Genomic DNA, 23,975 nt, shown 5'->3' with positions numbered 1-23,975 from the left:
TTCTTTAACCACTTTAAAGCATTGAATTAATAAAAACACTAACATACTTTACAGAAACTAAATCATTTCTTTAAAGTTATTTTATAAATAAACATCCACAATTACTGATGTTAATTTGAATAAAATTAAGAAATTAAGTATAACTTGTGACTATATAAATGTGTCAGAGATTTTGTTATCTACGGGTTAGATGGAAGTTTTTGTGAATTAAGTTAACAATGCAAATCTGTTGTCTACTAAGTAACAATTCAATAAACACATAGATAAATTGAAGAACCATAAGTATGTTTTCTCAGAGAAACATCATAATTTAGTCAAAGTTTCTGGTTATTTTTCAATATAAATCAAGTTAATAAGTAAAGCGGTTATTTATAAAGCAAATATTAATTTTTACTATGTTACTTGATAAACATAATATGGATTCAATGAGCCTTTAGTAAAAAGTGAACCAAAGCAAAGCTTAGATTTTGGATTTACCAACCGAGGCACTGTGCAATCAATTGCAGGGCTAATGGCTCAAGTAGAGGCAATTCATGAATTGCCCCTACTGGAAATCGCTATAATAATGTCTTATAGTACACAACGTTGCAAACAAGAATCTGTTAATAATATCAAATCTACTTAATAACTAACCATCAGTTGGTATTCAATTAGCAGACGAGAGATTAAATTCGTAGGTTGGGTTGAACAGACTGAAACCCAACAAAGCCCTGAAAATAAAATGTTGGGTTTCGTTCCTCAACCCAACCTACATTGGAGTTATTTTTTAGGCAAAAACTAGGCAGTATTACATCACTTGGTATTAAATTAGCAGACAAGAGATTAGTGATGAATACATTTTTTCAGCATTTAATCTTACTGTGAACAAATATTTTAGTGAGAGAATCAGGACTTATGCAAAGTTAATCCGTTGACAAAAATAAATTTCCACGCCATACTTAACAACAAGTTTATCCAAGTTTTGATTTCATTTTTATTGGCGCTTCGTTCTTCTTGAGAGTTAAGTTTTCTGGTTAGCGCTATTGTATTTTAAGCTACTGGATTAGATGTCAAATTAGGATATAACTTAGGAAGCTTTGAACTAACACCACCATTAATTTTCACGCCACAATAGTGATTTTGGGCGGTACAAGCGTACAACAATTCATATAAAACCAATTTAGATCCATCCACTTGATTAAGGTAGAAACCTTAGAGGAAAAGCCCTCTGAGTAATTTATGGATGAGTCTATTCTAATGGACTAAATATAACCAGGCTATCCCCTAAAAAAGCAGAATTGGAATGAAAAGATGGCAGTAAATAAAGAAAGCCGATTATTCACAAAACCCGTAGGTAGATCGCAAGTAATTTTGGCAGCTTCTCTAACTTTAGCAGCCGGATTAATAGCTTTTTATAGTTTAGTACCATTTTGGTCTAAACCTAAAGTTGTGACACCACAAGCGAATCCTCCCAAAGCTGCCACGCCTGTGAAACTTGCTGTGACTGCTTTGGGACGTTTGGAGCCAGAAGGCGAAGTTACTTCTTTGACTGCTCCTGCTTCCAATAATGGGGTGCGAGTAGAAAGACTATTGGTGAAAGAAGGAGATGCGGTTAAAGCAGGGCAATTACTGGCCTATTTAGAAAATTATGGTCGTTCTAGAAGCGCATTGCAACAGGCTTTAGACCAACTGCAAGTAGCCAAAGCTAAATTAGCGCAAGTTAAATCTGGAGGTAAAACCGGAGATGTTGATGCTCAAAAGGCTGCGATCGCACGTTTAGAGCCACAATATAAAGGGGATGTTGCCACACAACAGGCGGCAATTGCCCGTATCCAGGCTGAGGTAGACAATGCTCAATCTGAGAACGATCGCTATCAGCAATTATATAAACAAGGTGCGATCGCGGCTTCTGTAGCAGATACCAAAGCGTTGCAACTTAAGACTACACAACAGCAGCTAACAGAAGCTCAAGCCACCCTCAAGCGGACTCAAGACACATACCAAGAACAACGCAAGCAAGCACAAGCACAACTCACCAGTATTAGCGAAGTACGTAGTGTAGATGTTCAGGTCGCACAAACCGAAGTCAACAGTGCCACAACTTCTGTTCAACAAGCAAAAGCCGACTTGGATTTAAGTTACATTAAATCTCCCATAGATGGCAAAATTTTAAAAATTCACGCCAAAACTGGAGAAGTAATCAGCACTAACAAAGGATTTGCTGAAATCGGTAAAACATCTCAAATGTATGTGATTGCAGAGGTGTATCAAACCGATGTTCAAAAAGTGCGTGCAGGACAAAAAGCTACAATTACCAGCACTGCATTTACTGGAACAATAAAAGGAACTGTAAAAGAGATTGGTTGGCAAGTTGACAAGCAAAACATCTTCAGCCTAAACCCTGGTTCAGATACAGACCGCAGAATAGTTGAAGTAAAAATCTCCATCGATAATCCCGCAGATAGTGAAAAGGTCGCTCGCTTAACTAACTTACAAGTGGATGTCGCCATTCATATTTAGTCATAGGGCATAGGTCATTCACAAATGACAAATGACAAATGACAAATGACCAATGACAATTGCCAAATAAATCCATGAATTTCAAAATTCCTTTAGGATGGCTACAGCTAGCACAGCAAAAAGTTCGTTTATTAGTAGCTGTAGCCGGGATTGGTTTTATTGTGCTATTAATGTTTGTGCAACTTGGTTTCCAAGATGCTCTTTATTCCAGTGCAACCGCAGTGCATCAGAATCTCAAAGGAGATTTATTTTTAGTGAGTTCGCAATATAAATCTTTGACCTCAAATCAAAGTTTTTCGCGGACTCGTTTGTACCAATCTCTGGGGTTTGATGGTGTACAGTCAGTTAGCCCCATGTATTTGCAATTTGCCAAACTAAAAAATCCGGCTACTAGTGAGAAATATTCAATATATGTTATTGGTTTCGATCCGGGTAGACCAGTAATGAATCTCCCAGAAGTGGAGAAAAATTTAGATAAACTCAAAATTCCCGATGTCGTACTTTTTGATCGGGGTTCTCGCCCAGAGTTTGGACCAATAGCTGAAAAATTTAATGCGGGAGAGACTGCACAGACAATTGAAATATTTCCCTACAATTCATTAATTGGTTATAGAGTGAGAATTGGTGGTTTATTCACATTAGGGCCTTCCTTTGGGGTAGACGGAAATTTACTTGTTAGTGACTCAACTTTTTTGAGGATAAATCCCAATACTCGTCCGGCGGATATGATAGATATCGGTTTGATTTCACTCAAACCTGGTACTAATGTAGAAACAGTACTGAAAAACTTGCAAGCAAGTTTGCCTAATGATGTCCAAGTTTTTACTCGCCAAGGCTTCATTGATTTTGAAAAAAACTATTGGGCTGTTAGAACACCCATTGGTTTTATTCTTAACTTGATGTTGACAATGGCTGCGGTTGTTGGCGTGGTTATTGTTTATCAAATTCTTTACAGCAATATTGCTACCCAATTTGTTGCTTACGCCACTTTAAAAGCTATCGGTTATGCCAATAGCTATTTGTTGAATGTGGTATTTCAGCAAGCTTTGATTTTAGCAATTTTAGGTTATATCCCAGGATTTATTACTTCTGTTTTGTTATATAGTTTTGCCGCAGAAGCAACTAAACTACCAATAGTTATGACCACTAATAATGCGTTGATAGTCTTAACATCGACAGTTCTAATGTGTATAACATCAGGAGCGCTTGCTATCAACAAACTTCGCTCCGCAGATCCAGGAGATATTTTCTAAAAATATTTAAGTTGGTGGATAAATTAATTTTGTAGTAAGGACTTTAGTAATTATTTTATAAGCACTTCAGTGCTTACTACAAACCATCAAAGCGAATGCCTTTGCTTGAATCCAAAATCTAAAATCGTTCGACTGAGCGACTTGTACTGAGCGAAGTCGAAGTAAGCCGAAGTCTAAAATCCAAAATTGGTATACCCAAACGTATATGAACCTCAAAGATAAAACCCTGCTAATTACGGGAATTGATGAATTTGTCGGTTTGCGTACAGCCGAGTTAGCCATAGCACAAGGGATGAAGGTTCGTGGACTGAAAAGTTCTACAGAACAAAACAAACAATTACAGAATTTAGGTGTTGAGATAATCATTGGTAGTATCACCGATTATACTATTGCTCAAAAAGCTTGTCAGGGAGTAGATATCGTTTTACACACAGATCAACTTGCCGAAGAAGCTGGTGCAATTAAGCATTTTCGTGATGTCAATGTTGGCGGTACTCTAAATATGGCTAAAGCCGCTAAACAGGCTGGTGTCAAAACATTTGTACATCTTTCTAGTGTAATGGTTTATGGTTTCAACTATCCTAATGGTGTTACAGAATCCGGGCCACTTTCTGGCGAAAATAATCCTTACTGTGAAACCAAAATAGAAGCCGAAACAGCAGTTTTAGAACTGAATAATCCTCCAGGTTTTGGCATCATTGTTGTTCGCTCTGGAGATGTTTATGGGCCAGGAAGTATCCCCTGGATAGTCAGACCGCTTCTGATGATGCGTCAAAAATTATTTGCCTGTGCCAACGATGCTAAAGGAGTAATCAATCACGTATATATAGATAATCTGATTGATGGCATCTTTCTAGCGATAGAAAAAGAAACCTACGGTGAAATATTTAATATCACCGACGGACAAGAAACTTCGTGGAAAGAGTATTTTATGCGTTTAGCAGCAATGGAAGGTTTATCAGCACCCCTTTCATTATCGAAAGATGAAATTAAGTTGTTTCTAAAGTTACGTGTTCAAGGACAAAAACTTTTTCGGAAAAAAGTTGATATTTTACCAGAGTCTATAGATTTTATGACTCGTCCTTATGCTTGTTCTATTGTCAAAGCACAAAGCCTGTTAAATTATAAACCGACAATTGACCTAGAAGAAGGAATGCAGCGAACACATGAATGGCTGCAAAAAACAGATATCCAAAGCTTGATTAAATAGTCAACAAATTTTAAGAAGTCAGAATTCAGGAGTCAGGAGTCAGGAGTCAGAATGATTGGAAAATCAAGAGGCTACAGCATGGTTGATTGATTTTATTGAAATTATTCAGCTTAAGCATCAAATTATTCTGGATTCTGAATTCTTCCGTTGCATCTGCCTAACAATTATCTGCAATTGATCATAAAATAATCCACAGATTTTCCGAATACTTGTTATGAGTAGCAATCAGCCACGATTGAGCATCGGATTACCTGTATATAATGGCGAAAAATTTATCAAAGAAGCCATAGATTCACTCTTGGCTCAAACTTTTGAAGATTTTGAGCTAATTATTTCAGATAATGCATCTACAGATAAAACTGAGGAAATTTGTAGAGCTTATGCCGACAAAGACCAACGTATCTGTTACTACCGCAATGACAAGAATATCGGTTGCGCTCGTAACTTCAATCGCGTCTTTAAATTGTCTTCAGGTGAGTACTTTAAATGGGCAGCTTATGATGATCTACATGCTCAAGATTTTATCATGAAGTGTGTTGAGGTACTTGACCAAGACCCTAGCATAATCTTGTGTCACTCCCAAACATATTTCATTGATGAACAGGGAAATTTTCTCCAAAACTACGATATCAAACTCAAGGCAGATGCTCTAAAACCACACGAGCGTTTTCATGAATTGCTGACCAAGCATTTATGTTACCAATGTTACGGTGTAATTCGTGCCAGTGTCCTGAGAATGATAACGCCTATGGGTGGTTACGGTAATGCAGATGGAATTTTCTTGTTAAGACTTGGTATTCTTGGTAGGTTTTATGAAATTCCTGAATACCTGTTTTTTGCCAGAAGCCATCCACAACAATCAATGAGTATGTATTTTCCTAATTATTTGTTGTTTACTAACAACAATAAAAAATCCTCATTGAGTATGCTACCTGATTTCTATGCGTATGCAGTGTGGTTCGATTCAGCAAAGAAAGGACAAATTTTATTGCCACATTGGAGAATAATCTGGGAGTATATACTCTCTATATGGCATAGTTCCCTGAGTTTTAATGAGCGGCTTTGTTGTCATAGAAGCCTACATCAGCAGTTAAAAGGGACAGAATATCTTTTGCTGAAAGATTTACTAAGAGTGCTACAAGTACTTTGGAAAGGTTGGCGACCAGCATCAATTAAAAAACATCAAGTCATACATTGAACGAATCAGTTCAAAAAGAAAATCTGGTAAATACAGCTTTTTACCAGCCCCAAAATAACCTAATCTTCACTACAAAATTATGCTGAAACTATCTTATCTCTCTCATGTTTTGATTGCTACTTTAATGAGCCTCAGCTTTGCTAAAACAGTGAATGCAGAACCAACTGCAACACTTAGTGTTGTGGTAAATGGCATACAACACAAAAAAGGTGAGATTTGCTTTAGAGTTTACGCAACTGAACAAGGATTTCCGATGAGTAATTCTAGTGGCTCTCAAAGTGGCTGCGCTAAGATTACTGGCAATTTAGTTAAAAAAGAATTCTCCGGTTTGAAGCCTGGAACTTATGCTGTCGCTGTTGTTGACGATCAAAATGGCGATCGCAAACTCAATAAAGACTTTTTCGGTATTCCCACAGAAGGTTTTGGAATTTCCAAAAACCCAACTGTGTCAATACAAACAGGTACACCAAAGTTTCGTGATGCCAGTTTTGTTGTAAATAAAAATACAACGGTCAATATCATTATGAAATATTCGCTGGATTCGTAAAGGGAATGGGGAGTGGGGAGTGGGGATGAGGGAGATGAGGGAGAAAGACAAGGAGAATAACCAATGCCCCATGCCCAATACTTCGACTTACCTCGACTTCGCTCGGCACAAGTCGCTCAGTACAAGTGCCCAATTCCCAATTCCCAATTCCCAATTCCCAATAATCAAGGCAAGATTCTACCGGAGATTAAAAATTTAATGGAAGATTTGGCGATATTTTTGTCTAAGTCTTTGATGGGTTGGTTGGTTATTCAGGTGTGTTTAACGCTTGTCTTTATATGGTATCTGCGCTCATCTAAAAAAAACTTATTGCCAGATGATCAGTTACCTAAAACAGCAGTGATTCTTTGCTTACGCGGAGCTGATCCGTTTTTGCCTAGATGTTTGCGATCGCTCCTGAACCAAAACTATCCACAGTATGATTTAAAATTGATCGTTGATAGTCATGAAGACCCCGCTTGGAAAATTGCCAGTGAAAGCATCACAGAGCAAGAAGCGACCAACGTTCAAATTAGCCCTTTGAGAATAGTACGCAACAATTGTAGTCTTAAATGTAGTTCCTTAGTCCAAGCTGTCCGTGATTTGGATGATTCTTACAAAGTGGTTGCCTTAGTAGATGCTGATACCATAGTCCATGTAAATTGGCTGCGAGAATTAGTCAGTCCTTTAGGTGATGCTAGAGTAGGGGCGACAACAGGTAATCGTTGGTATGTACCTACAGGTAGGTATTGGGGATCTTTAGTGCGGTACATCGGCAATGTATCCACAGTAGTGCAAATGTTTATCTTCCAGATTCCTTGGGGTGGGAGTTTGGCTGTGAAAACAGAAGTGCTTCGCCAAACAGAACTCCTAGATAAGTGGGGACAAGCTTTAGGCGAAGATTTTATGATGCACGACATCCTCAAAAAACATGGGTTTCAGGTAAAGTTTGTGCCTTCGCTGCTAATTGTCAATCGTGAAGAGACTGATTTATCCAACTTAATTGACTATCTCAAGCGCCTGATACTTTATTCTCGACTGTATCACCCACGTTGGTTAGCTTTAGTCAGTGAAGCTGTTTCTAGCATTTTGTTTCCTACTACACTCATCATCTTAGTTTTAGAGTCCTTCTTACAGGCAAAATGGGAAGCTGCGACTCTCTTGTTAGGCTGCTATGGTGTCTATACTGTCGGATTACTCTTGATAATGCTCGTGTTGGAATTAGAGATACAGCGAGTGGTTCTCTCTAATGACCAGGCGATCGCAAAATTATCAGGTGCTACAATCATCAAAATGTTAATTGGGATTCCGCTAACACAGTGGGTTTATGGGTTAGCGATGCTATCATCCATTTGGATCTCAACAGTCACCTGGCGCGGTGTCTCCTATCGGGTTCAAGGGCCCTGGAATGTCCGGCTAGTGGAATATCGCCCTTATCAATGGTTAGATCAGCCTATTGATGGCAAGGTTTCTCTTTGAATTAAATCGCTAAATATGAACTAGGGCATGAAAGTTATTACGCTAAACATTCCCTAGTATTCAAATTATATTATCTTATATTTAGTAGAACTATATTAGCTATAACCCTTGTCAGAATACACGCTTCTTATTAATTATCAAAATTTATTTGCATTCATGACAAGGGTTTAGACAAATATATTAAGGGGAATTTGGACTTAGTATTTTGGATGTTTTGATAGTTTCAATCTAGGTTTATAAACATCCATTTACCAATCGAGAGTTTCGGCTATTTGAAAAATGCGTAAATCCTTAGTCTAACCGTATTAGTGGGAATTTCTGAGCTAGAAAATCAGGATGTTCATGAAACATAAGCTGCGTAAATCCTAAATTGAAAACCAGCATTTTCGTGAAATATTCCCCTTTTTTATGACTAAGCAAAAACTTCGCATTGCACTATTTACAGGATTGTACGCCCCTTTCTTGACTGGTGTTTCCGTCGCGGTTCACCAACGAGTTCGTTGGTTGCTAGAGCAAGGACATGAGGTTTTTCTCATCCATCCGCAAATCAACGATCGCTACCCCAAAAATGTTGGCGATCGCCCTATGCCAGGTTTGAATGAAATTCAGTCTTTCCCCAATTTCTCTGCTTACGCATTTCCCACAGAACCCCTGTTATTCTATAAGTCTCTTCCTCAACCGTTAAATTATCGGCATTGGAGTGATACCAAGTTGCTGGAGAAATTTAAGCCTGATATTATCGTGGTTGAAGAAGCCGCGCAAATGAGAGGTTTATACTCATTTTTCTTGCAAGGTTATGGTCGTCCCATCGGTATTGAATACGCAAAAAGAACACGCACGCCAATAATATCACTGTTCCATACTGATATCGTGGCGTATATCAAATATTATTTTGGGGATAAATTCTTTAACTTTGTTCGCCCCATCATTCCTGTTTTAGTCAAGCAATTTAGTGAGTCTTATGACTTCAATTACTTTTCTTCTAAAGAACAACTCACTAAATACGAAGAACTGAAATGCCAACGCGCTGAATATGTCCCTTATCAAGGCATTGATTGCGAAAAATTTCATCCGCGAAACATTTGTTACAATCCCATTCCTAACGATAACCGACCAACTCTTTTGTTTGTCGGCCGCATCACCCCGGAAAAGAATGTCAACCAATTGCTTGATATCTTTCCACTCATCGCTGCCAAAATTCCTGATGTTCATCTGGTGATTGTTGGTAGTGGCCCTCTAGATGAAGAAATCCGTCAGCGTGCCGAAAAATTTGGATCGGGTATTACTATATGGGGTGAATCCCACGGTACAGAACTTTTAGGCTGGTTTGCTAGAGCGGATGTTTTTGTCAACCCCTCAGTTACCGAAAACTTCTGCACTACAAATAACGAAGCGCTAGCATCTGGAACCCCTCTAGTTGCCGTTGTTGCACCCTCAACTTCAGAACAGGTGTTGCCTGGTCGGAACGGCTTTCTTGCCCAACCTAACAACCCCACAGACTTCGCTCAAAAGGTGATTACGATTCTAGAAAATCCCGATTTGAAGGCAGATATGACTCGGCACGCTCGCCCTTCCATACTTGAATTTGATTGGTCGGCATGTATGCAAAAACTTGAAGACAAACTTTACCAAATCGTCGAAGGATCTCAGAAGGTGGAGATAAGTACAGGCAGGATGAGACGTTAAATAAATGAGTAATGAGTAATGAGTAATGAGTAATACCCATTACTTATTACTTATTACTTCAAAATTAAAGACATTTGGAGTCGGGCCTTTAAACCCCAACTCAACTGATACTACGTGTAATGGTTGGGGTCTTAAACCCTTGAATTTACGATAACGATTACAAACGCGATCGCTAATAGAAGAGCGATAATCAAGCAAAACTAGAAAAACCTAGATTGGGTGGGATATCCTGAATCCGCCCAGGGCCGATCGCTCGTAATGCTTCTTTGAGTAAAATATCCCCAGTATACAAAGCACGTCCGACAATTACGCCAGTTACGCCTTGAGGTTCTAACGCCAACAAACTCAACAAATCGGTGAGAGAACTTACCCCACCAGAGGCAATTATCGGGATGGAAATTACCGTCGCAAGTTCTCGCAAAGCTTCTAAATTGGGGCCAATGAGAGTACCATCTCGGTGAATATCTGTATAAATGATGGCGGCTGCACCCAATTCTTGCATTTGTACAGCCAATTGGGTTGCTAAAACTTCTGAGGTTTCTAACCAACCACGAGTTGCGACTTGACCGTTACGGGCATCAATGCCGATGATAATCTGTCCAGGAAATTCTGCACACAGTTCTTGTACTAGCTGGGGTTGTTCTACGGCGATGGTTCCGAGAATTGCCCACTGTACGCCTAGATTGAATAATTGTTGCACGCTGGTGCGATCGCGCAATCCTCCACCAATTTCAATAGGCACTGACACCGCGTGAGCGATCGCTTCAATTGCCCCCAGGTTTACTACTTTACCTGCTTTGGCACCATCTAAATCAACTATATGCAATCTATTAGCACCTTGGTCTACCCACTGTTTGGCAACATCAACGGGATTTTCGCTAAAAACTTGCGAGCGATCGTAATCTCCCTGATACAATCGCACACATCGACCTTCTAGTAAATCAATCGCTGGAATTACATCCATTTACTTCTCCCTCATAACTCAATGCAATCAAAACCTTAGCTAGCGCTGGGGTTTCTATTTTTGATTTTTGATTTGTAATTGCCTGACAGCTTGCCCAAAACCTAGCACAAGCAAGATGTTAGAAAGAGTCAAAAATAGTTCTGCGCCACCGTGCAACCAATCTACATTCGCCAAAGACTCGCCATAATGCAATTGGGCATAAATTCCGGCTGGGATGGTGATGGCCACAAAAACGAGAGTACCGTAAAATCCATACAGCGCTAAACGCGGCATTTGTGGACTGCGGCTGATAAACCACAAGAAACCCAAATAGGGAAACAGTGAAAGTGCAAACAGGGTTTCTTTAGAAATCATTGCTCTAATTTGATAGGTTTTGGTTCAACAGTGTTAGAAGATTTGGTAGAACGCCAGACCAAAAACGCTGCTGCCCAAAGCGTAAAATTACCAACTAAGGTCATGGTAGCTTGAAGTGTTACCAGCCATTCCAGAGATTCGGCGTTGTCGAAATAATGCCAGGTACAAGCACACATAGCGCTAACTAAAGCTGGTAACATAGCAAGGGACAATACCCACCAATTGCGGTTATTAGTGAGTTCGCCATAAGTCCAGATTAACCAAATGGCAACAATCCACTCAATAACGCTAGAAATATGAATAATCCAGGTGGGAATCGATAGGGTGTGCATAAGAAAGTTAGGAGTTAGGAGTTATGAGTTAGGAATTAGAGACGCTAAAATTTAGGGTCTGTACTGGAGTTAAAAGTCAATAGTATTAAGTCCTTATTTTTCCACAATAAAATTTATCTTTTGTTGGCAGGATGGCATCAACGGTTTAAAAAAAGTTGTTAATCTAAAATCCAAAATCTAAAATCCAAAATGGTCAAGATGCGGGCGTTATTGTCTGGATATTACGGTAAAGGTAATGGTGGTGACGAAGCTTTGTTAGCAACGCTCTTGCAAATGTTACCATCTCACGTAACCCCTGTGGTGCTTTCTGGTAATCCAGAGGAAACGCGCGATCGCTACAATGTAGAAAGTTGCGATCGCATGGCTCCCTTAGCTGTGCTGCAAGCTTTACGCTCAAGTGATGCCTTGATTTGGGGCGGGGGTAGTCTTATTCAAGATGTTACCAGCACTATTAGCCCCTTTTATTATGGGGGACTGATGGCATTGGCGCAGAAAATGGGTTTGAAAACTGTTGCTTGGGCGCAGGGGATTGGCCCATTGGTGCGTCCGCAAACTCGTTGGTTGGCACGGCAAACCTTTAGTAATTGTACCAAAGTTAGTGTCCGCGATCGCGCCACCGCTGCTTTATTATCTGATTGGCAAATTCCTTGTATTATAGCTCCTGACCCGGTTTGGGCGTTGGAATCTAAGCCAGTACCGGGACTTTGGGATTTACCAGCGCCGAGAGTTGCGGTAACGTTGCGATCGCATCCCCACCTTACAGAAACACGCCTAGCAAATTTGACTCGTGCTTTGGTGGATTTTCAAAAAGCTACGCAGGCATTTATTTTACTACTGCCATTTCAAAAAAGTGAAGATTTAAGTATTGCCGAAGCCATTCAACCCCAACTTAAAGATGTCAGCCAGATTTTATGTCTGGAGGATCCACAACTTTTGAAAGGTGTATTTCGCGGCGTTGAAATGGCGATTGGGATGCGCCTACACAGCTTGATTATGGCTGCATCTGAAGGTTGTCGCTGCTTTGCTCTTAGTTATGATCCCAAGGTAAATCGTCTCATGGAAGACTTAGAAATGCCTGGGTGGGATTTGGCTAGTTTACCCGATGACCCCAATTTGATTAGTCTAACTTGGATGGAGCATTACGCTAATGGCGATCCGTTATCACCAGACCAAATACAATCTTTAGTAGATAGGGCATTAATGCACCGCGAGTTATTAAGCCAAGCTTTTATTTGACACTCCTTAGCTATAAATGGCGGAGATTCTAAATCGATAATTATCAAAATTTTGTAAATCGATTATAAAAATATTCAAGTATATTTTATAACAAATTATAACAGTTATGTTATCTAAAATATACAGAAACAATTCTTGAGATCGTTCTGATGATAAACTTTGGTTTTTGGAACCTAATTATAGTAATTGTAGTTGCATTTGTTCTCAAAAATAATTGGCGACTAGACGATGATGAGAAGGCAGCCTGGAAAAATTCTTTATTCTTAAAATCTTCTGCAATCCAACGGTTGATGCAATTTTTACGTCAACCAATTGTTAACTTTATTATCCAAGCAGTTGTTGTATTAGTAGTAACAAGATTTCTCTGCTATACAGGTTGGCTAATTTATTTCCTAAATCAGCCAAATCCACCTTTATGGGATTTTAAGTGGTATTATGTGGCAAGTAAATTGGCTCATCAGCATTTGAGTCCTTTTAATGTCGAGATTTTTAAGCAAAGTTTCTGTACCCTAACTCAGGTGTGTGGATTTATCCCACCGTTTGTCTATCCACCTAATATTATTCCTCTTATTTGGTTTCTCGGTTATTTTTCAATCAATACTGCATTTACAATCTGGATTGTGATGCATATATTGGCAATCGGTTTGGCCTTGTGGGGAGAGAATATCCTGCTAGAATCGAACTCGAAAGCTTTCAGAATTATTTGCACAATCTCGACTGCCTTAATTTATGGCTTAGTTTACGATCTTCAAGTTGGTAATATTGCCCTTTTTGTTGCAGTTCTTATCTTATGGATGTTTATCTTCGCTAGAAAAGATCGGGATATACCAGCAGGAATTTGCTTGGGGCTTGCCGTTTGTAAACCAACATTAGCTGCATTATTCATTCTGTATTTTCTACTTAAAAGAAGATTTGCTCTAGTTTTTGTATCTCTTCTTACAACAACTTCTTTAGTATTTATAGGTCTAGTGTTGACGGGCAATTCTTTGACACAATTCCTGTCGGATGCATCTTATGGATTTTCACTCTGGCTAAATGATCCATCAGTTAGCCCCTATATTTCAATCAGTCGCCTGGATTTGATGGTCGTGGGCCCGAGATTTTTTCCCAATAACCCATTCTTTGCCAAGCTTTTGTCAAACTTAATTGTTCTGATACTTGTTGGTTTGGTGGGTTGGTATTGGTATTTACAACAATCTGTCACAGCCTGGTCAAAAAAAATATACTTACCAGAAATGTTACTATTTTCTTGCTTAAGTATTGCCATTAATTATTCACAGCAAACTAGTTCTGTTATGTTAGTACCTGCTGTTGTTTTTTTGCTAAATGATTTGCTGTATCAGATCAGGCATTGTAAATTCTCTAGGAGAAGAATGTCTGTTTGGCTAGCAGGGGTTTGCTGTCTAGCAGTGCAAACAGCAGTTATTCATCGCTGGCTCATCGGCTCTCTAGCAAACCGATGGAATGTGAAAGCAGGGGAATTACCCTACTTTATGAAAGTAACTATCTTCGCCCTACCGAGTTATGCAATTCTAGGAATCACCCTGAGTATTTTAGTCTTAGCAATTAGTTCACTGCGTCAAAAACAGAATACTCTAGAAGCAGATTAAAGAATTTTCAAAAACATACAAACTATGGTAAATCTCAACCGTTACCATCCTGCCAGCAATCAACCTATGGGTGCAGTTCGAGTCAAAGTTAAGCTCACTAATGCCATTGATGAAGCGCTTGTTAGCCGAGGAATGCTCAATCCAAATATGCTACGGGTGTATGAAACAGAAGCATTAGTGGACACCGGGGCAGTACGTACTGTACTACCCATATCTATTGTCAAGCAACTTGGTTTGAGAATTCGAGGACAGCAGATTGCTCAATACGCCAACGGTAGTGAAGAATCTATAGGCGTGACTGAACCCGTAATCATTGAATTGACAGGACGGGAAACTACCGAAGCCACATTGGTTACAGGCGATATAGTTTTGATTGGACAAACGGTGCTTGAGACGCTGGATTTACTGGTGGACTGTAGAAATCAGCGACTTATCCCGAATCCAGAACATCCTAACTATCCTGTGATGAGAATATAGGCTAGTGACTCGTTTTACTGCTAACAATCCCTGACCATTGAACTTTTTTCTCTTTCTCTCGACGATAAGAAAAGAAATGCTCTGGAGTTTGGAAAGTACAATAAGGTGCGATCGCAATTTGTTCTCCACTAATTCCCATATTTTCCAGTTGTAAGGTATTCACTCGCCGCACATCCAGCCGTACCTTACCAGGATCGGCATCTTCTAGCAAAGGTGAATTTGGTAGCTCATGTAATGCAGTTACAATTTTTTGTTCGTCATAATCTGGTATAATGGTAGCCCCGATTTCGGCAGCCACTTCGATAGAGACTTGATAAACCTCACCAGCGATCGCCGGGCCCATCGCAATCCGTAAATCATCGAGTTTACTGCCTTGAGATTGTAATCGAGCGATCGCTTGGGGCACAATTTTCTTGGCTGTCCCCCGCCAACCCGCGTGTAATGCTGCCACCCGTCCAGTTTTCACATCCCCAATCAACACGGGTGTACAATCTGCACTAGCTACCCAAACAGCTTGGAGAGGCTGTTCGCTCATTAAACCATCCGCCGATGCTAAATCCTCCTCAGCAGAGCTTAAGAAGCTTTCAACTTCTTGGGGGGTGAGAACAGTATTGCCATGAACCTGCTTTAAGCGATAGACTGATGCCTCTGGTTGCAATACTTCTGTGATAACTTGTGGCGATCGCGGCCAAAACTGTTGGGTAAAGAAGCCGTGATGCCAATGTTCCAGAATACTACAAGTTAGATAAGGCAGTCCTTCCCAATTGCGCCAGTGCCAAGTGTGCATCTTCAACCAAACCTAAACAAAAATCACTCATCAGCCAATCAATGCTAACTTGAACAACGGAATTTGGGTTAATTGCTGTGGGATTTAATCTGCAAAACTTGGAAGCAGCCTTGAAAGCAGGGCGTAAGTATACATATTTACCATTTTCCCTCCACTTTTTTGAAAGCGTCTCTTCAACAAACCAAACCCTCTGGAACTTACTCAACCAAGGGGCTATTTCAGGAACAGTAGTCATTGCAACTCAGCAATCTGCTGGACGGGGACAATGGGGACGCGAATGGATTTCTCCAGTTGGCGGATTATATATTTCCGTGGCGATTTCTTTCGACCACAAAATAGAAGCTACTGACAGCTATCAGCTAACTTTTGCTACTGCTTGGGGAATTGCGTCTCAATTGCGTCAGCGCGGTATAGATGTTGGGATAAAATGGCCCAATGATTTAGTTTTAAATGGTCGCAAACTAGGCGGCATTTTGACAGAAACCAAAGTAAACAAAGGACAAATCACCCAAGCAGTTATTGGTGTTGGTATTAACTGGATAAATCCAGTACCAGAAACAGGAATCAACCTGGAATCGTGGCAAACATCCCAAGATTTCAGACCCATCTCTTGTCTGGAAATACTCACCTCTACAGTCTTACTGGGAATAGAATCCGGTATGGAGTGCCTTCAGCAAGAAGGAGTAAGCATACTCTTGTCTCGCTATCTAAACTTGCTTACAAACATGGGCGATAAGGTGTATGTCAATAATCTTTTAGGTACTGTAGTTGGGGTGACATCTCAAGGAAATTTACGAGTTGATTTAGAAACAGATGATACAAAGGAACTAATTACACCGGAAATTTATATTCAACCCGGTACAATCAGTTTGGGGTACCATAAATCTTCCGTTTAAATTTGAGGTTTGTTCAAAATTTCGCTCTTTGGGCAAGACAAACCACTAGCATCATCTCTTTAGGCTAATTACACACAACTGAGAGAACAAATGACGCAGCGCAATAATTCTGCCCATCATCGTTTGCATTACTTACGGCAGCAAGGTCTAACAAAAAAACGTTTTGCCTCAACGCTACCAGCCCAGAGCCTCTGTTGGCTGAGTAGCGTCAGCCTTCTTAGCGGCGGCTTTGTGTTTGCCCAAACGGAAACACAAGTAGATAACATCGTTCCCACTGTTGAAACTTCCCAGCCAACAGCAGTTACAAATCCGGTTAAAACGCAGGCTGTTGCACCCGAAGCAGCTCAAGCGCAACCGGAATTTTCCCAACGGCGAGCCAGACTCAAACAGAGACTACGCAAGCCAGAGGTAGCTCAATCAAAAGAACCAGTTAGGCAGTCTACGCCCAAAATCGATGCTGAACCTGTTGTTATTATTAGACAGGCAAAACCCAAGGTAGAGGCCTCCCAGGTTACTCCTGCAAGGGTGACACAGGAAAAACCCAATACCCCTGCCCGCTCTTTACCTGAAAAACTCCCAGAAGTTGCTCAACCATCAAATAACTCCAACAGTTCTGTTAGTGCAACGCCGGGTAAAACCAAGGATTATAATAACGCCTATATTGATCCTAATAGTTATGAAAATGGTGCTACAGGTACTTATCAAGCACCAAATTCTGTAATTCTCACAGAACGCTCCAGTGGTTGCCGAGCCATTTTGCCTTCAGGACAAAGCGTATTAGGCGGCGTTTGCGCCAAAGTACCCCAAAGGAATGTAGCTGATTCTAATGGTAAAGCAGCACCTAATTGGCTGAGAAGAAGTCAAAATGCCCAATTGCCAGTAGTTCCAACCACACGGCAAGTTGCAACTACTGGCAACACCAGTAGATGGCGTGCTGCTCAAAATGGTTCTAGTGGTGACACCAAGACCGCATATCGCCCAAATCGGTTTATCCCGAATCCCAGCGAGTTTAGCCCCACAAGAGTGAGTGCAACTCCTATCGCACCCAGTGGCGGGACTTTACCGCCACCAATGGCAGATGGCAACATTGCACCCCGTCCCAGCAACGTAGCTTACGACTTCTCACTAGCATCAGTATTGCCGCAAATCCCCTACACAGGGGCAGTTGCATATAATGGGACGGGAATGATGTATCCCCTGTCTATACCCGCTCCCATTACTTCATTGTTTGGTTGGCGAGTTCATCCAATCACAGGTAATCAACGCTTCCATGCTGGCACAGACTTAGGTGCGCCTACGGGAACACCAGTTTTAGCGGCAGCAGGCGGTCAAGTCGAAACTGCTAACTGGATGGGTGGTTATGGTTTAACCGTTATCCTCAATCACAAATCGGCTGAACAAACTCTCTACGGTCACATGTCAGAGATCCTTGTTCAACCTGGTCAGTGGGTACAACCTGGAACTGTCATCGGCCGAGTTGGCAGCACCGGGGCATCCACAGGCCCTCACCTGCACTTTGAAGTCCGCCACCTAACACCTAACGGGTGGGTTGCTACTGACCCAGGCGTGGAATTACAAAGCGCCCTCAGCCAGTTAGTGCGAGGCTTGCAGACCGCCCAGGTTAGCCAAGAACCAGGTAGCTAGATTAGCGCTCTTTTATTACTCCGAAAAAATAAAATATTCGTAGGTTGGGTTGAACTTTAGTGAAACCCCAACAAAATCAGAGATTGTTGGTGTTGGGTTTCGTTCCTCAACCCAACCTACGCCTAAGTTCATCAAAGTCCTTAAAAATAAGGGTGGATGATTTTTATCCCACGAGAGTCATAAAAGAGCGTTAGAAAGGGAGTGGAGGATGAGGGTGACAAGGGGGAATTATTAAAATTGAGTCTCTCCTTGTCTCCCCCCTCTTCCTTGTCTACCTTGTCTCTTCTCCATGCCCAATGCCCAATGCCCAATGCCCAATGCCCATTCCCCAATCACAAATACCCGTGTTCTGCTAAGAATGCGGGTGTAATGCCATCTAGACTTGTTTCATCATGGGCTGTGGTGTGTGGGTTGCCAGAGTAAAGGAATTTTTCGACGTATTTGCCGAGAATATCCCCTTCTAGATTCACCAAACTTCCAGCAACCAAATAACGAAGATTTGTCTCGCTATATGTGAGGGGGATTACCGCTACCTTGAACTGGGAGAGTTCTGAGTCATAAGCGGCTACTGTGAGGCTGATGCCGTTAACAGCTATGCTACCTTTAGGGACAATGTACCGCGCGATCGCATCAGATGCAATAAAGGTCATTTCCCAAGAACTCGCCGTTTGTTCTGCCACTAGCAATCGACCGATGCCATCTACATGACCCATCACAAAATGACCGCCAACTTTGCTGCCCACCTTTAGAGACGCTTCTAAATTGACATATCTCTGTTGCGTTTGCTCACCTCCTAACGTCGTGCGGCGTAGCGTTTCCGGTGAAGCTGTGGCGATAAACCCGTCTTTTAAAACTTTTTCCACTGTCAAGCAAACGCCATCTACTGCAACACTGTCACCATAAGCCAAATCTTGCATAATTACTTCACCCGACTGGCTTTCACAAGTAATTTGCCAAGAATCGCCCCCCAAGGGTTCCATCGTTCCTAATGCTTGGATTAATCCTGTAAACACGGCTTTTTTGTCAAACTAACTCTATTTATTGCCTAAATTTCCCTGAAATCAATTGGTAATTGTCACAGAAATGTCGAACATCCAAGTATATTTTCTGACTTCTTTTCGTATAGGAATATTAACACATTAGCATCCTTCACAAGGCATACTTGGGTAAGAAGGTTATTGTCTAAGAAGACCAATTTGACTTACTCTGGTTTTCACCACAAGTTCGGAGTTTAATAGAAGCAATTATAGAGAACGAATGCTTATGTTTATTACTGTCGCCAAACCGCCCAAAAAGGGGTGCTATTTGTTACACAGCATCCAAGGCTCTCAAAGCATTGTAGAGGCTTAGGCAATGATTGAAATGAAAGTTGCTGGCATAGCATTAGATGCCATAACCCGCAGCCCGATCGTCCTTTTGAAAGATTCTTCAGATCGGCGGGCTTTGCCAATTTACATTGGTCAGGAACAGGCTAGGGCAATTATGGGCGCACTGGAGAATCAGAAGCCTCCCAGACCCTTAACCCACGACCTGATTGTGAATCTTCTAGAGACTTGGAATATGACTCTAGAAAAGGTGATCATTCATTCCCTGCAAAAGGATACATTTTATGCAGCTTTAATCGTCCAGCAAGGCGAGGTAAAAAAAGAAATTGACGCACGTCCTAGCGATGCGATCGCCATTGCTCTCCGTACAAATACCCCCATCTGGGTAATGGAAGAAGTGATTGCCGATGCTTCTATCCCTGTTGACCGCGATGCAGATGAAGCTGAACAGCAAGCCTTCCGCGAATTTATTTCCAATCTCCGTCCCGAAGATTTGATCAAGCGCTTTGGTAATGGCGACAGTTAGTAAATTTTAGATTTTAGATTTTAGATTTTAGATTTTTCCTTGAATCTAAAATCCAAAATTCAAAATCTAAAATTGAATAACTCCTAACTTTGTTAAAGATGCAATACCGACGCTTTGGGAAAACGAATCTGCACCTCTCGGTTTTTTCTCTGGGAACAATGCGCTACCTGGCTGATTTTGAAAATGCTCACCAGATCGTTGAACAAGCCTTAGCGCTAGGAATTAATCATCTAGAAACCGCCAGAGGTTATGGCAAAAGCGAGGAGTATCTTGGTAGGGCATTAAAAGCTGGGTTGTCAGTACCCCGAACGAAGCTTTACATCACTACCAAAATCTCAGCCACAGCAGATGCTGACACCATGCGTCGGTGCATCGACGAATCCCTAAAACGATTACAGCTAGATTATTTAGATTGCTTAGGGGTTCATGGCTTGAACACTTGGCAACATTTGGAGTGGGTGCAAGCCAAAAATGGCTGTATGCAAGCCGTAGATGAAGCTGTTGCTGATGGTCGAGTGCGACACGTTGGTTTTTCCAGCCACGGGTCATTAGAGCTAATTCAGGCAGCTATTAAAACAGATTTTTTTGAATTTGTCAATCTGCATTATTACTATTTTTTTCAACGGCACGCACCAGCAATTCAACTAGCTGCCGAAAAAGATATGGGCATTTTCATTATTTCCCCTGCTGACAAGGGGGGACAGCTGTATACCCCACCCCAAACCCTAAAAAACTTGTGTCAGCCGTATTCACCCTTAGAACTAAGTTATCGTTTTTTACTTGCTGATAACCGTATTAATACTTTGAGTATAGGGCCAGCCAACCCAGATGAATTAATAGAACCTTTGCGAGTTGCTGACCATGTTGGAGAGCTAAAATCAGCAGAAATTTCTGCTTTCCAGAGGTTAGAAAATCACCAAAAATTTGCTTTGGGAACTGATAAATGTAGCCAATGTTATGCTTGTTTGCCCTGTCCAGAAAATATCAATATTCCAGAGGTATTACGGTTACGTAATCTCGCAGTGGCATACGACATGAAAGACTATGGACAATATCGTTACGGAATGTTTGAAAATGCTGGTCACTGGTTCCCTGGAATGAAAGGCAACCGATGTACAGAATGCGGAGACTGTTTGCCTCGGTGTCCAGAAAAGTTAGATATTCCAGCTTTGTTAGAAGATGCTCATGAAAGATTAAGTGGCAAAGCAGGTAGGAGATTGTGGGGTTGACACTCTCCGGTCTAAAGACTTACTGTGTATACACAAGTCGGAAAACCTCATCCACATTGGCTTGAATCTGGTAGGGTGCGTTATGGACATATATGTATAACGACGAACGCCCCCGTTCACCCGCCGTAAGCAACCTCTCAGACTCAACAAAGAGACTCTGTACGGTCGGTGTGCAACGGGATTGTTAGACCGTACCTCAGCGATCACTGCTAAGTTGAGCGGCGGCTAATATCCTTTGCCTCACCATCAATATCTCGCGCTCGTCCGCTCCAACGTGTTGTTAGACCGGGCTTTCGCGATAAGTTCACAACTTCTCTTCCACCTTCAGCTTGCTGCTTTTGTAAATCATCAAAGATGGCTTTCAAATCATGATTGAATGAACGAGAATACTCTTCACGAATTCTGTGGATCTCTTCAACAATCTCATCCTGATACATGATTAACCTCCGAGCAGTTCATAGGGTGTACAAAGAATCGGCAACTCGTATCCAAAATCAAGACTGATTTCTGCCAACTTTCCCTGGATTTGAGCATTGGCGATGTGCTTGCAGTTCCAGGTCAACAGATAATCCATGCCGTGAACGGTTGCGGCTGCAATATGAACAGCGTCAACATCAGCTTTTGCGGGAAGGTTACTGCGTCCCAAGAATTGTTCTGCTAAATTCGTAGTCCGCTTGATTAGAACTACTGGCATATATATATTTTGCATGAATTTTGAACACCTAAAATGGTACAAAGTTAACACCCTAGTGCGTTAGCCTACGGCATAACACACCCTACAAAACTAGTTTTTAGGTTTCAACTTCGGGGTTTTCAGCCAACATTCTGATAAAAATGTAAAATTTATAAAGATTAATATAGAGTTAGGTAGATCCGCCCAAGCTGGGGTATCTCGCCCAAAAAAAGATGAAAATTAAAAAAAAAGAAATATCCTCCGCCAATCACTGACGGTTTTCCGTTACAGTGGACGGGCTGTAGGCTTAGTATGGACTACTAGCCGATGGCTTACCATTCTTCTGGCGAGTTTAACTTTAGTTGCTGGTCTTTTACCGGCGGCGATATCCTACATCAGTAAATTAATTGTTGATGCAGTGGTATTTGCCTCTCAAGTTAATTCACAAAACAATGATTTTGTCAATACTTATCCTTCTCTATTTTATGTAGGATTAGAAGCGATCGCAGTAATTCTACTAGCAGGTAGTCAGAGGGGAATCCTCATTTGTCAATCGTTATTACGGGCGCTAATGGGTCAGCGAGTGAATGTACTCATCTTAGAAAAGGCGCTGACACTGGATCTTAGGCAGTTTGAAGACTCAGAATTTTATGACAAATTGACTAATGCCCGACGAGAAGCATCAGTTCGTCCCCTTTCGTTAGTCAACCGCACCTTTGGATTGGTGCAAAATGCCCTTTCCCTGATTACCTACGGGATTTTGCTAGTAAATTTCTCAGTTTGGGCGGTGGTGGTGCTGATTTTGGCAGCTATGCCTGTATTTATTGCTGAAACAAAGTTTGCTGGAGAAGGCTTTCGCCTATTTAGTTGGCGGGCGGCAGAAACTCGTCAACAGCACTACTTAGAAAATCTGCTAGCAAGAGAAGATTTTGTCACAGAAGTCAAACTCTACCAGTTGGGAGAAATGCTGCTAGGGCGTTACCGCAACCTGTTCGATCAACTCTATGGCGAAGACCGCGATTTGACCCTGCGGCGAGGATTCTGGGGCTATCTCCTGGGTTTAGTCAGTACTGGTGCTTTTTACCTAGCTTATGCTTGGATTGTACTAGAAACAGTGCAAGGTAAGATTTCGTTGGGAGATATGACAATGTATCTCACCGTTTTTCGCCAAGGACAATCAACTTTCTCCAATGCCCTCACATCTATTGGAGGGATGTATGAAGACAACCTATATCTATCAAATCTCTACGATTTCCTCGAAGAAGAAGTACCAAAGTCTTGGGGTAAGGCAACCATTGGTTTAAATCCCCAAGATGGTATTCGTTTTGAGAACGTATCATTTACTTATCCGGGAAGTTCTAAGCCAGCCTTGACAAACATTTCGCTACACTTGAAACCCAGAGAAAAACTGGCAATTGTGGGTGAAAACGGTTCCGGTAAGACTACTTTAATCAAACTACTTACCCGACTTTACACCCCAGATTCTGGGCGAATTTTCTTAGATGGCTTGGATTTGCAGGAATGGGATGTGGATGTGCTGCGTCGTCGGATTGGTGTGATTTTCCAGAACTTTGTCCGCTACCAGTTCACTGTGGGGGAGAATATTGGCGTGGGTGATGTCGAACATCTCGAAAACAAAACCCGTTGGCAAACTGCTGCTGAAAAAGGCATGGCCCAAGTTTTTATTGACCAATTACCCCAAAGCTTCCAGACTCAACTTGGTCGTTGGTTTAAGGGAGGACAGGAACTTTCTGGGGGACAGTGGCAGAAAATTGCTTTGTCTCGTGCTTTTATGCGATCGCAAGCAGATATCTTAGTATTGGATGAACCAACATCAGCAATAGATGCCCAAGCTGAATTTGAGATTTTCAATCATTTTCGCGCTATTACTCAAAATCAGATGGTACTTTTGATTTCCCATCGCTTCTCTACAGTCCGAATGGCTGACAAAATCCTAGTTATAGAAAACGGCGAAGTTATAGAAAAGGGAACTCATGAAGAATTGTTACAGCTAAAAGGACGTTATGCCAAGCTGTTTCTCTTACAAGCAGCAGGTTATCAGTAAATCGCT

Annotated in this window: 21 protein-coding genes and 1 pseudogene; 15 read left to right on the top strand and 7 right to left on the bottom strand. The window is 41.3% G+C overall.

All coding sequences use genetic code 11. From position 1 onward, the window contains the following. The first annotated feature begins 1,290 nt into the window (after positions 1 to 1,290). From HWQ36_RS17730 to HWQ36_RS17700, 7 genes are all read left to right on the top strand, one after another. Entirely contained in the window at positions 1,291 to 2,499 is a 1,209-nt protein-coding gene (locus HWQ36_RS17730; protein ID WP_292704998.1) for an ABC exporter membrane fusion protein, read from the top strand. A gap of 74 nt (positions 2,500 to 2,573) precedes the next feature. Next, positions 2,574 to 3,752 carry an ABC transporter permease DevC gene (gene devC, locus HWQ36_RS17725; protein ID WP_292705016.1) on the top strand — a complete coding sequence of 393 codons (1,179 nt, stop codon included), beginning with the start codon at positions 2,574 to 2,576 and terminating at the stop codon, positions 3,750 to 3,752. Between the two features lie 205 nt (positions 3,753 to 3,957). Continuing rightward, on the top strand, positions 3,958 to 4,962 hold the full coding sequence (locus HWQ36_RS17720) for an NAD(P)-dependent oxidoreductase (RefSeq protein WP_292704997.1): 1,005 nt from the start codon (positions 3,958 to 3,960) through the stop codon (positions 4,960 to 4,962). 214 nt (positions 4,963 to 5,176) lie between these two features. Then, the gene (locus tag HWQ36_RS17715; RefSeq protein WP_292704996.1) at positions 5,177 to 6,160 is read left to right on the top strand and encodes a glycosyltransferase family 2 protein; all 984 of its coding nucleotides are present in this window, start codon (positions 5,177 to 5,179) and stop codon (positions 6,158 to 6,160) included. A 79-nt stretch (positions 6,161 to 6,239) separates the two neighbouring features. After that, positions 6,240 to 6,707 (top strand): DUF2141 domain-containing protein, encoded by a 468-nt coding sequence (locus HWQ36_RS17710; RefSeq protein WP_292704995.1) that lies wholly within the window; start codon positions 6,240 to 6,242, stop codon positions 6,705 to 6,707. 198 nt (positions 6,708 to 6,905) lie between these two features. Further along, the gene (locus tag HWQ36_RS17705; RefSeq protein ID WP_292705015.1) at positions 6,906 to 8,165 is read left to right on the top strand and encodes a glycosyltransferase family 2 protein; all 1,260 of its coding nucleotides are present in this window, start codon (positions 6,906 to 6,908) and stop codon (positions 8,163 to 8,165) included. 408 nt (positions 8,166 to 8,573) lie between these two features. Beyond that, a complete protein-coding gene (locus HWQ36_RS17700; RefSeq protein WP_292704994.1) occupies positions 8,574 to 9,851 on the top strand; it encodes a glycosyltransferase in 1,278 nt (425 codons plus the stop codon). 190 nt (positions 9,852 to 10,041) lie between these two features. Here the strand turns inward: HWQ36_RS17700 and hisA are convergent, their stop codons facing one another. From hisA to HWQ36_RS17685, 3 genes are read right to left on the bottom strand one after another with little or no spacing between them, the layout of a single operon-like run. Beyond that, a complete protein-coding gene (gene hisA / locus HWQ36_RS17695) occupies positions 10,042 to 10,815 on the bottom strand; it encodes a 1-(5-phosphoribosyl)-5-[(5-phosphoribosylamino)methylideneamino]imidazole-4-carboxamide isomerase (protein WP_292704993.1) in 774 nt (257 codons plus the stop codon). 54 nt (positions 10,816 to 10,869) lie between these two features. Continuing rightward, on the bottom strand, positions 10,870 to 11,169 hold the full coding sequence (locus HWQ36_RS17690; RefSeq protein WP_174709542.1) for a DUF3593 domain-containing protein: 300 nt from the start codon (positions 11,167 to 11,169) through the stop codon (positions 10,870 to 10,872). After that, positions 11,166 to 11,501, bottom strand: coding sequence for a DUF2499 domain-containing protein (locus HWQ36_RS17685; RefSeq protein ID WP_292704992.1), 336 nt, complete (start codon positions 11,499 to 11,501; stop codon positions 11,166 to 11,168). Before HWQ36_RS17685 ends, HWQ36_RS17690 begins: the two co-directional genes overlap by 4 nt. 198 nt (positions 11,502 to 11,699) lie before the next feature. On the opposite strand from HWQ36_RS17685, the gene csaB reads away from it, so the two are divergent. The 3 genes from csaB (at position 11,700) to HWQ36_RS17670 (ending at position 14,824) form a co-directional block, all read left to right on the top strand. Then, complete coding sequence (gene csaB, locus HWQ36_RS17680) at positions 11,700 to 12,737, top strand: polysaccharide pyruvyl transferase CsaB (RefSeq protein ID WP_292705014.1); 1,038 nt, start codon at positions 11,700 to 11,702, stop codon at positions 12,735 to 12,737. Positions 12,738 to 12,886: 149 nt separating this feature from the next. Further along, positions 12,887 to 14,347 carry a glycosyltransferase family 87 protein gene (locus HWQ36_RS17675; RefSeq protein ID WP_292704991.1) on the top strand — a complete coding sequence of 487 codons (1,461 nt, stop codon included), beginning with the start codon at positions 12,887 to 12,889 and terminating at the stop codon, positions 14,345 to 14,347. Positions 14,348 to 14,371: 24 nt separating this feature from the next. Then, on the top strand, positions 14,372 to 14,824 hold the full coding sequence (locus HWQ36_RS17670; RefSeq protein ID WP_292704990.1) for a retroviral-like aspartic protease family protein: 453 nt from the start codon (positions 14,372 to 14,374) through the stop codon (positions 14,822 to 14,824). Position 14,825: 1 nt separating this feature from the next. Here the strand turns inward: HWQ36_RS17670 and pgeF are convergent, their stop codons facing one another. Continuing rightward, the gene (gene pgeF, locus HWQ36_RS17665; protein ID WP_292704989.1) at positions 14,826 to 15,611 is read right to left on the bottom strand and encodes a peptidoglycan editing factor PgeF; all 786 of its coding nucleotides are present in this window, start codon (positions 15,609 to 15,611) and stop codon (positions 14,826 to 14,828) included. Between the two features lie 77 nt (positions 15,612 to 15,688). Here pgeF and HWQ36_RS17660 point away from each other — a divergent pair, with 77 nt between their 5' ends. After that, on the top strand, positions 15,689 to 16,507 hold the full coding sequence (locus HWQ36_RS17660) for a biotin--[acetyl-CoA-carboxylase] ligase (protein ID WP_292704988.1): 819 nt from the start codon (positions 15,689 to 15,691) through the stop codon (positions 16,505 to 16,507). 90 nt (positions 16,508 to 16,597) lie between these two features. After that, on the top strand, positions 16,598 to 18,151 hold the full coding sequence (locus HWQ36_RS17655) for a peptidoglycan DD-metalloendopeptidase family protein (protein WP_292704987.1): 1,554 nt from the start codon (positions 16,598 to 16,600) through the stop codon (positions 18,149 to 18,151). 332 nt (positions 18,152 to 18,483) lie between these two features. Here HWQ36_RS17655 and HWQ36_RS17650 read toward each other — a convergent pair whose 3' ends face one another. Further along, a complete protein-coding gene (locus tag HWQ36_RS17650) occupies positions 18,484 to 19,164 on the bottom strand; it encodes a riboflavin synthase (protein WP_292704986.1) in 681 nt (226 codons plus the stop codon). A gap of 340 nt (positions 19,165 to 19,504) precedes the next feature. On the opposite strand from HWQ36_RS17650, the gene HWQ36_RS17645 reads away from it, so the two are divergent. Together HWQ36_RS17645 and HWQ36_RS17640 are read left to right on the top strand one after the other, a co-directional pair. Then, on the top strand, positions 19,505 to 20,002 hold the full coding sequence (locus HWQ36_RS17645) for a bifunctional nuclease family protein (protein ID WP_012406891.1): 498 nt from the start codon (positions 19,505 to 19,507) through the stop codon (positions 20,000 to 20,002). Positions 20,003 to 20,100: 98 nt separating this feature from the next. Beyond that, the gene (locus HWQ36_RS17640; protein ID WP_292704985.1) at positions 20,101 to 21,231 is read left to right on the top strand and encodes an aldo/keto reductase; all 1,131 of its coding nucleotides are present in this window, start codon (positions 20,101 to 20,103) and stop codon (positions 21,229 to 21,231) included. Between the two features lie 209 nt (positions 21,232 to 21,440). Here the strand turns inward: HWQ36_RS17640 and HWQ36_RS17635 are convergent, their stop codons facing one another. Then, complete coding sequence (locus HWQ36_RS17635; protein ID WP_292704984.1) at positions 21,441 to 21,668, bottom strand: hypothetical protein; 228 nt, start codon at positions 21,666 to 21,668, stop codon at positions 21,441 to 21,443. Positions 21,669 to 21,670: 2 nt separating this feature from the next. Then, positions 21,671 to 21,895: pseudogene (locus HWQ36_RS17630) on the bottom strand (DNA-binding protein); the annotation flags it as partial. Positions 21,896 to 22,160: 265 nt separating this feature from the next. Between HWQ36_RS17630 and HWQ36_RS17625 the strand changes: the two are divergent. Continuing rightward, positions 22,161 to 23,969, top strand: coding sequence for an ABC transporter ATP-binding protein (locus HWQ36_RS17625; RefSeq protein WP_292705013.1), 1,809 nt, complete (start codon positions 22,161 to 22,163; stop codon positions 23,967 to 23,969). Positions 23,970 to 23,975 lie beyond the last annotated feature (6 nt).

Source organism: Nostoc sp. NMS2, from assembly GCF_017115105.1.
Taxonomy (GTDB): domain Bacteria; phylum Cyanobacteriota; class Cyanobacteriia; order Cyanobacteriales; family Nostocaceae; genus Nostoc.
Note: the sequence above shows the minus strand (reverse complement) of the source record. Positions and strands in the feature narration are given on the sequence as shown.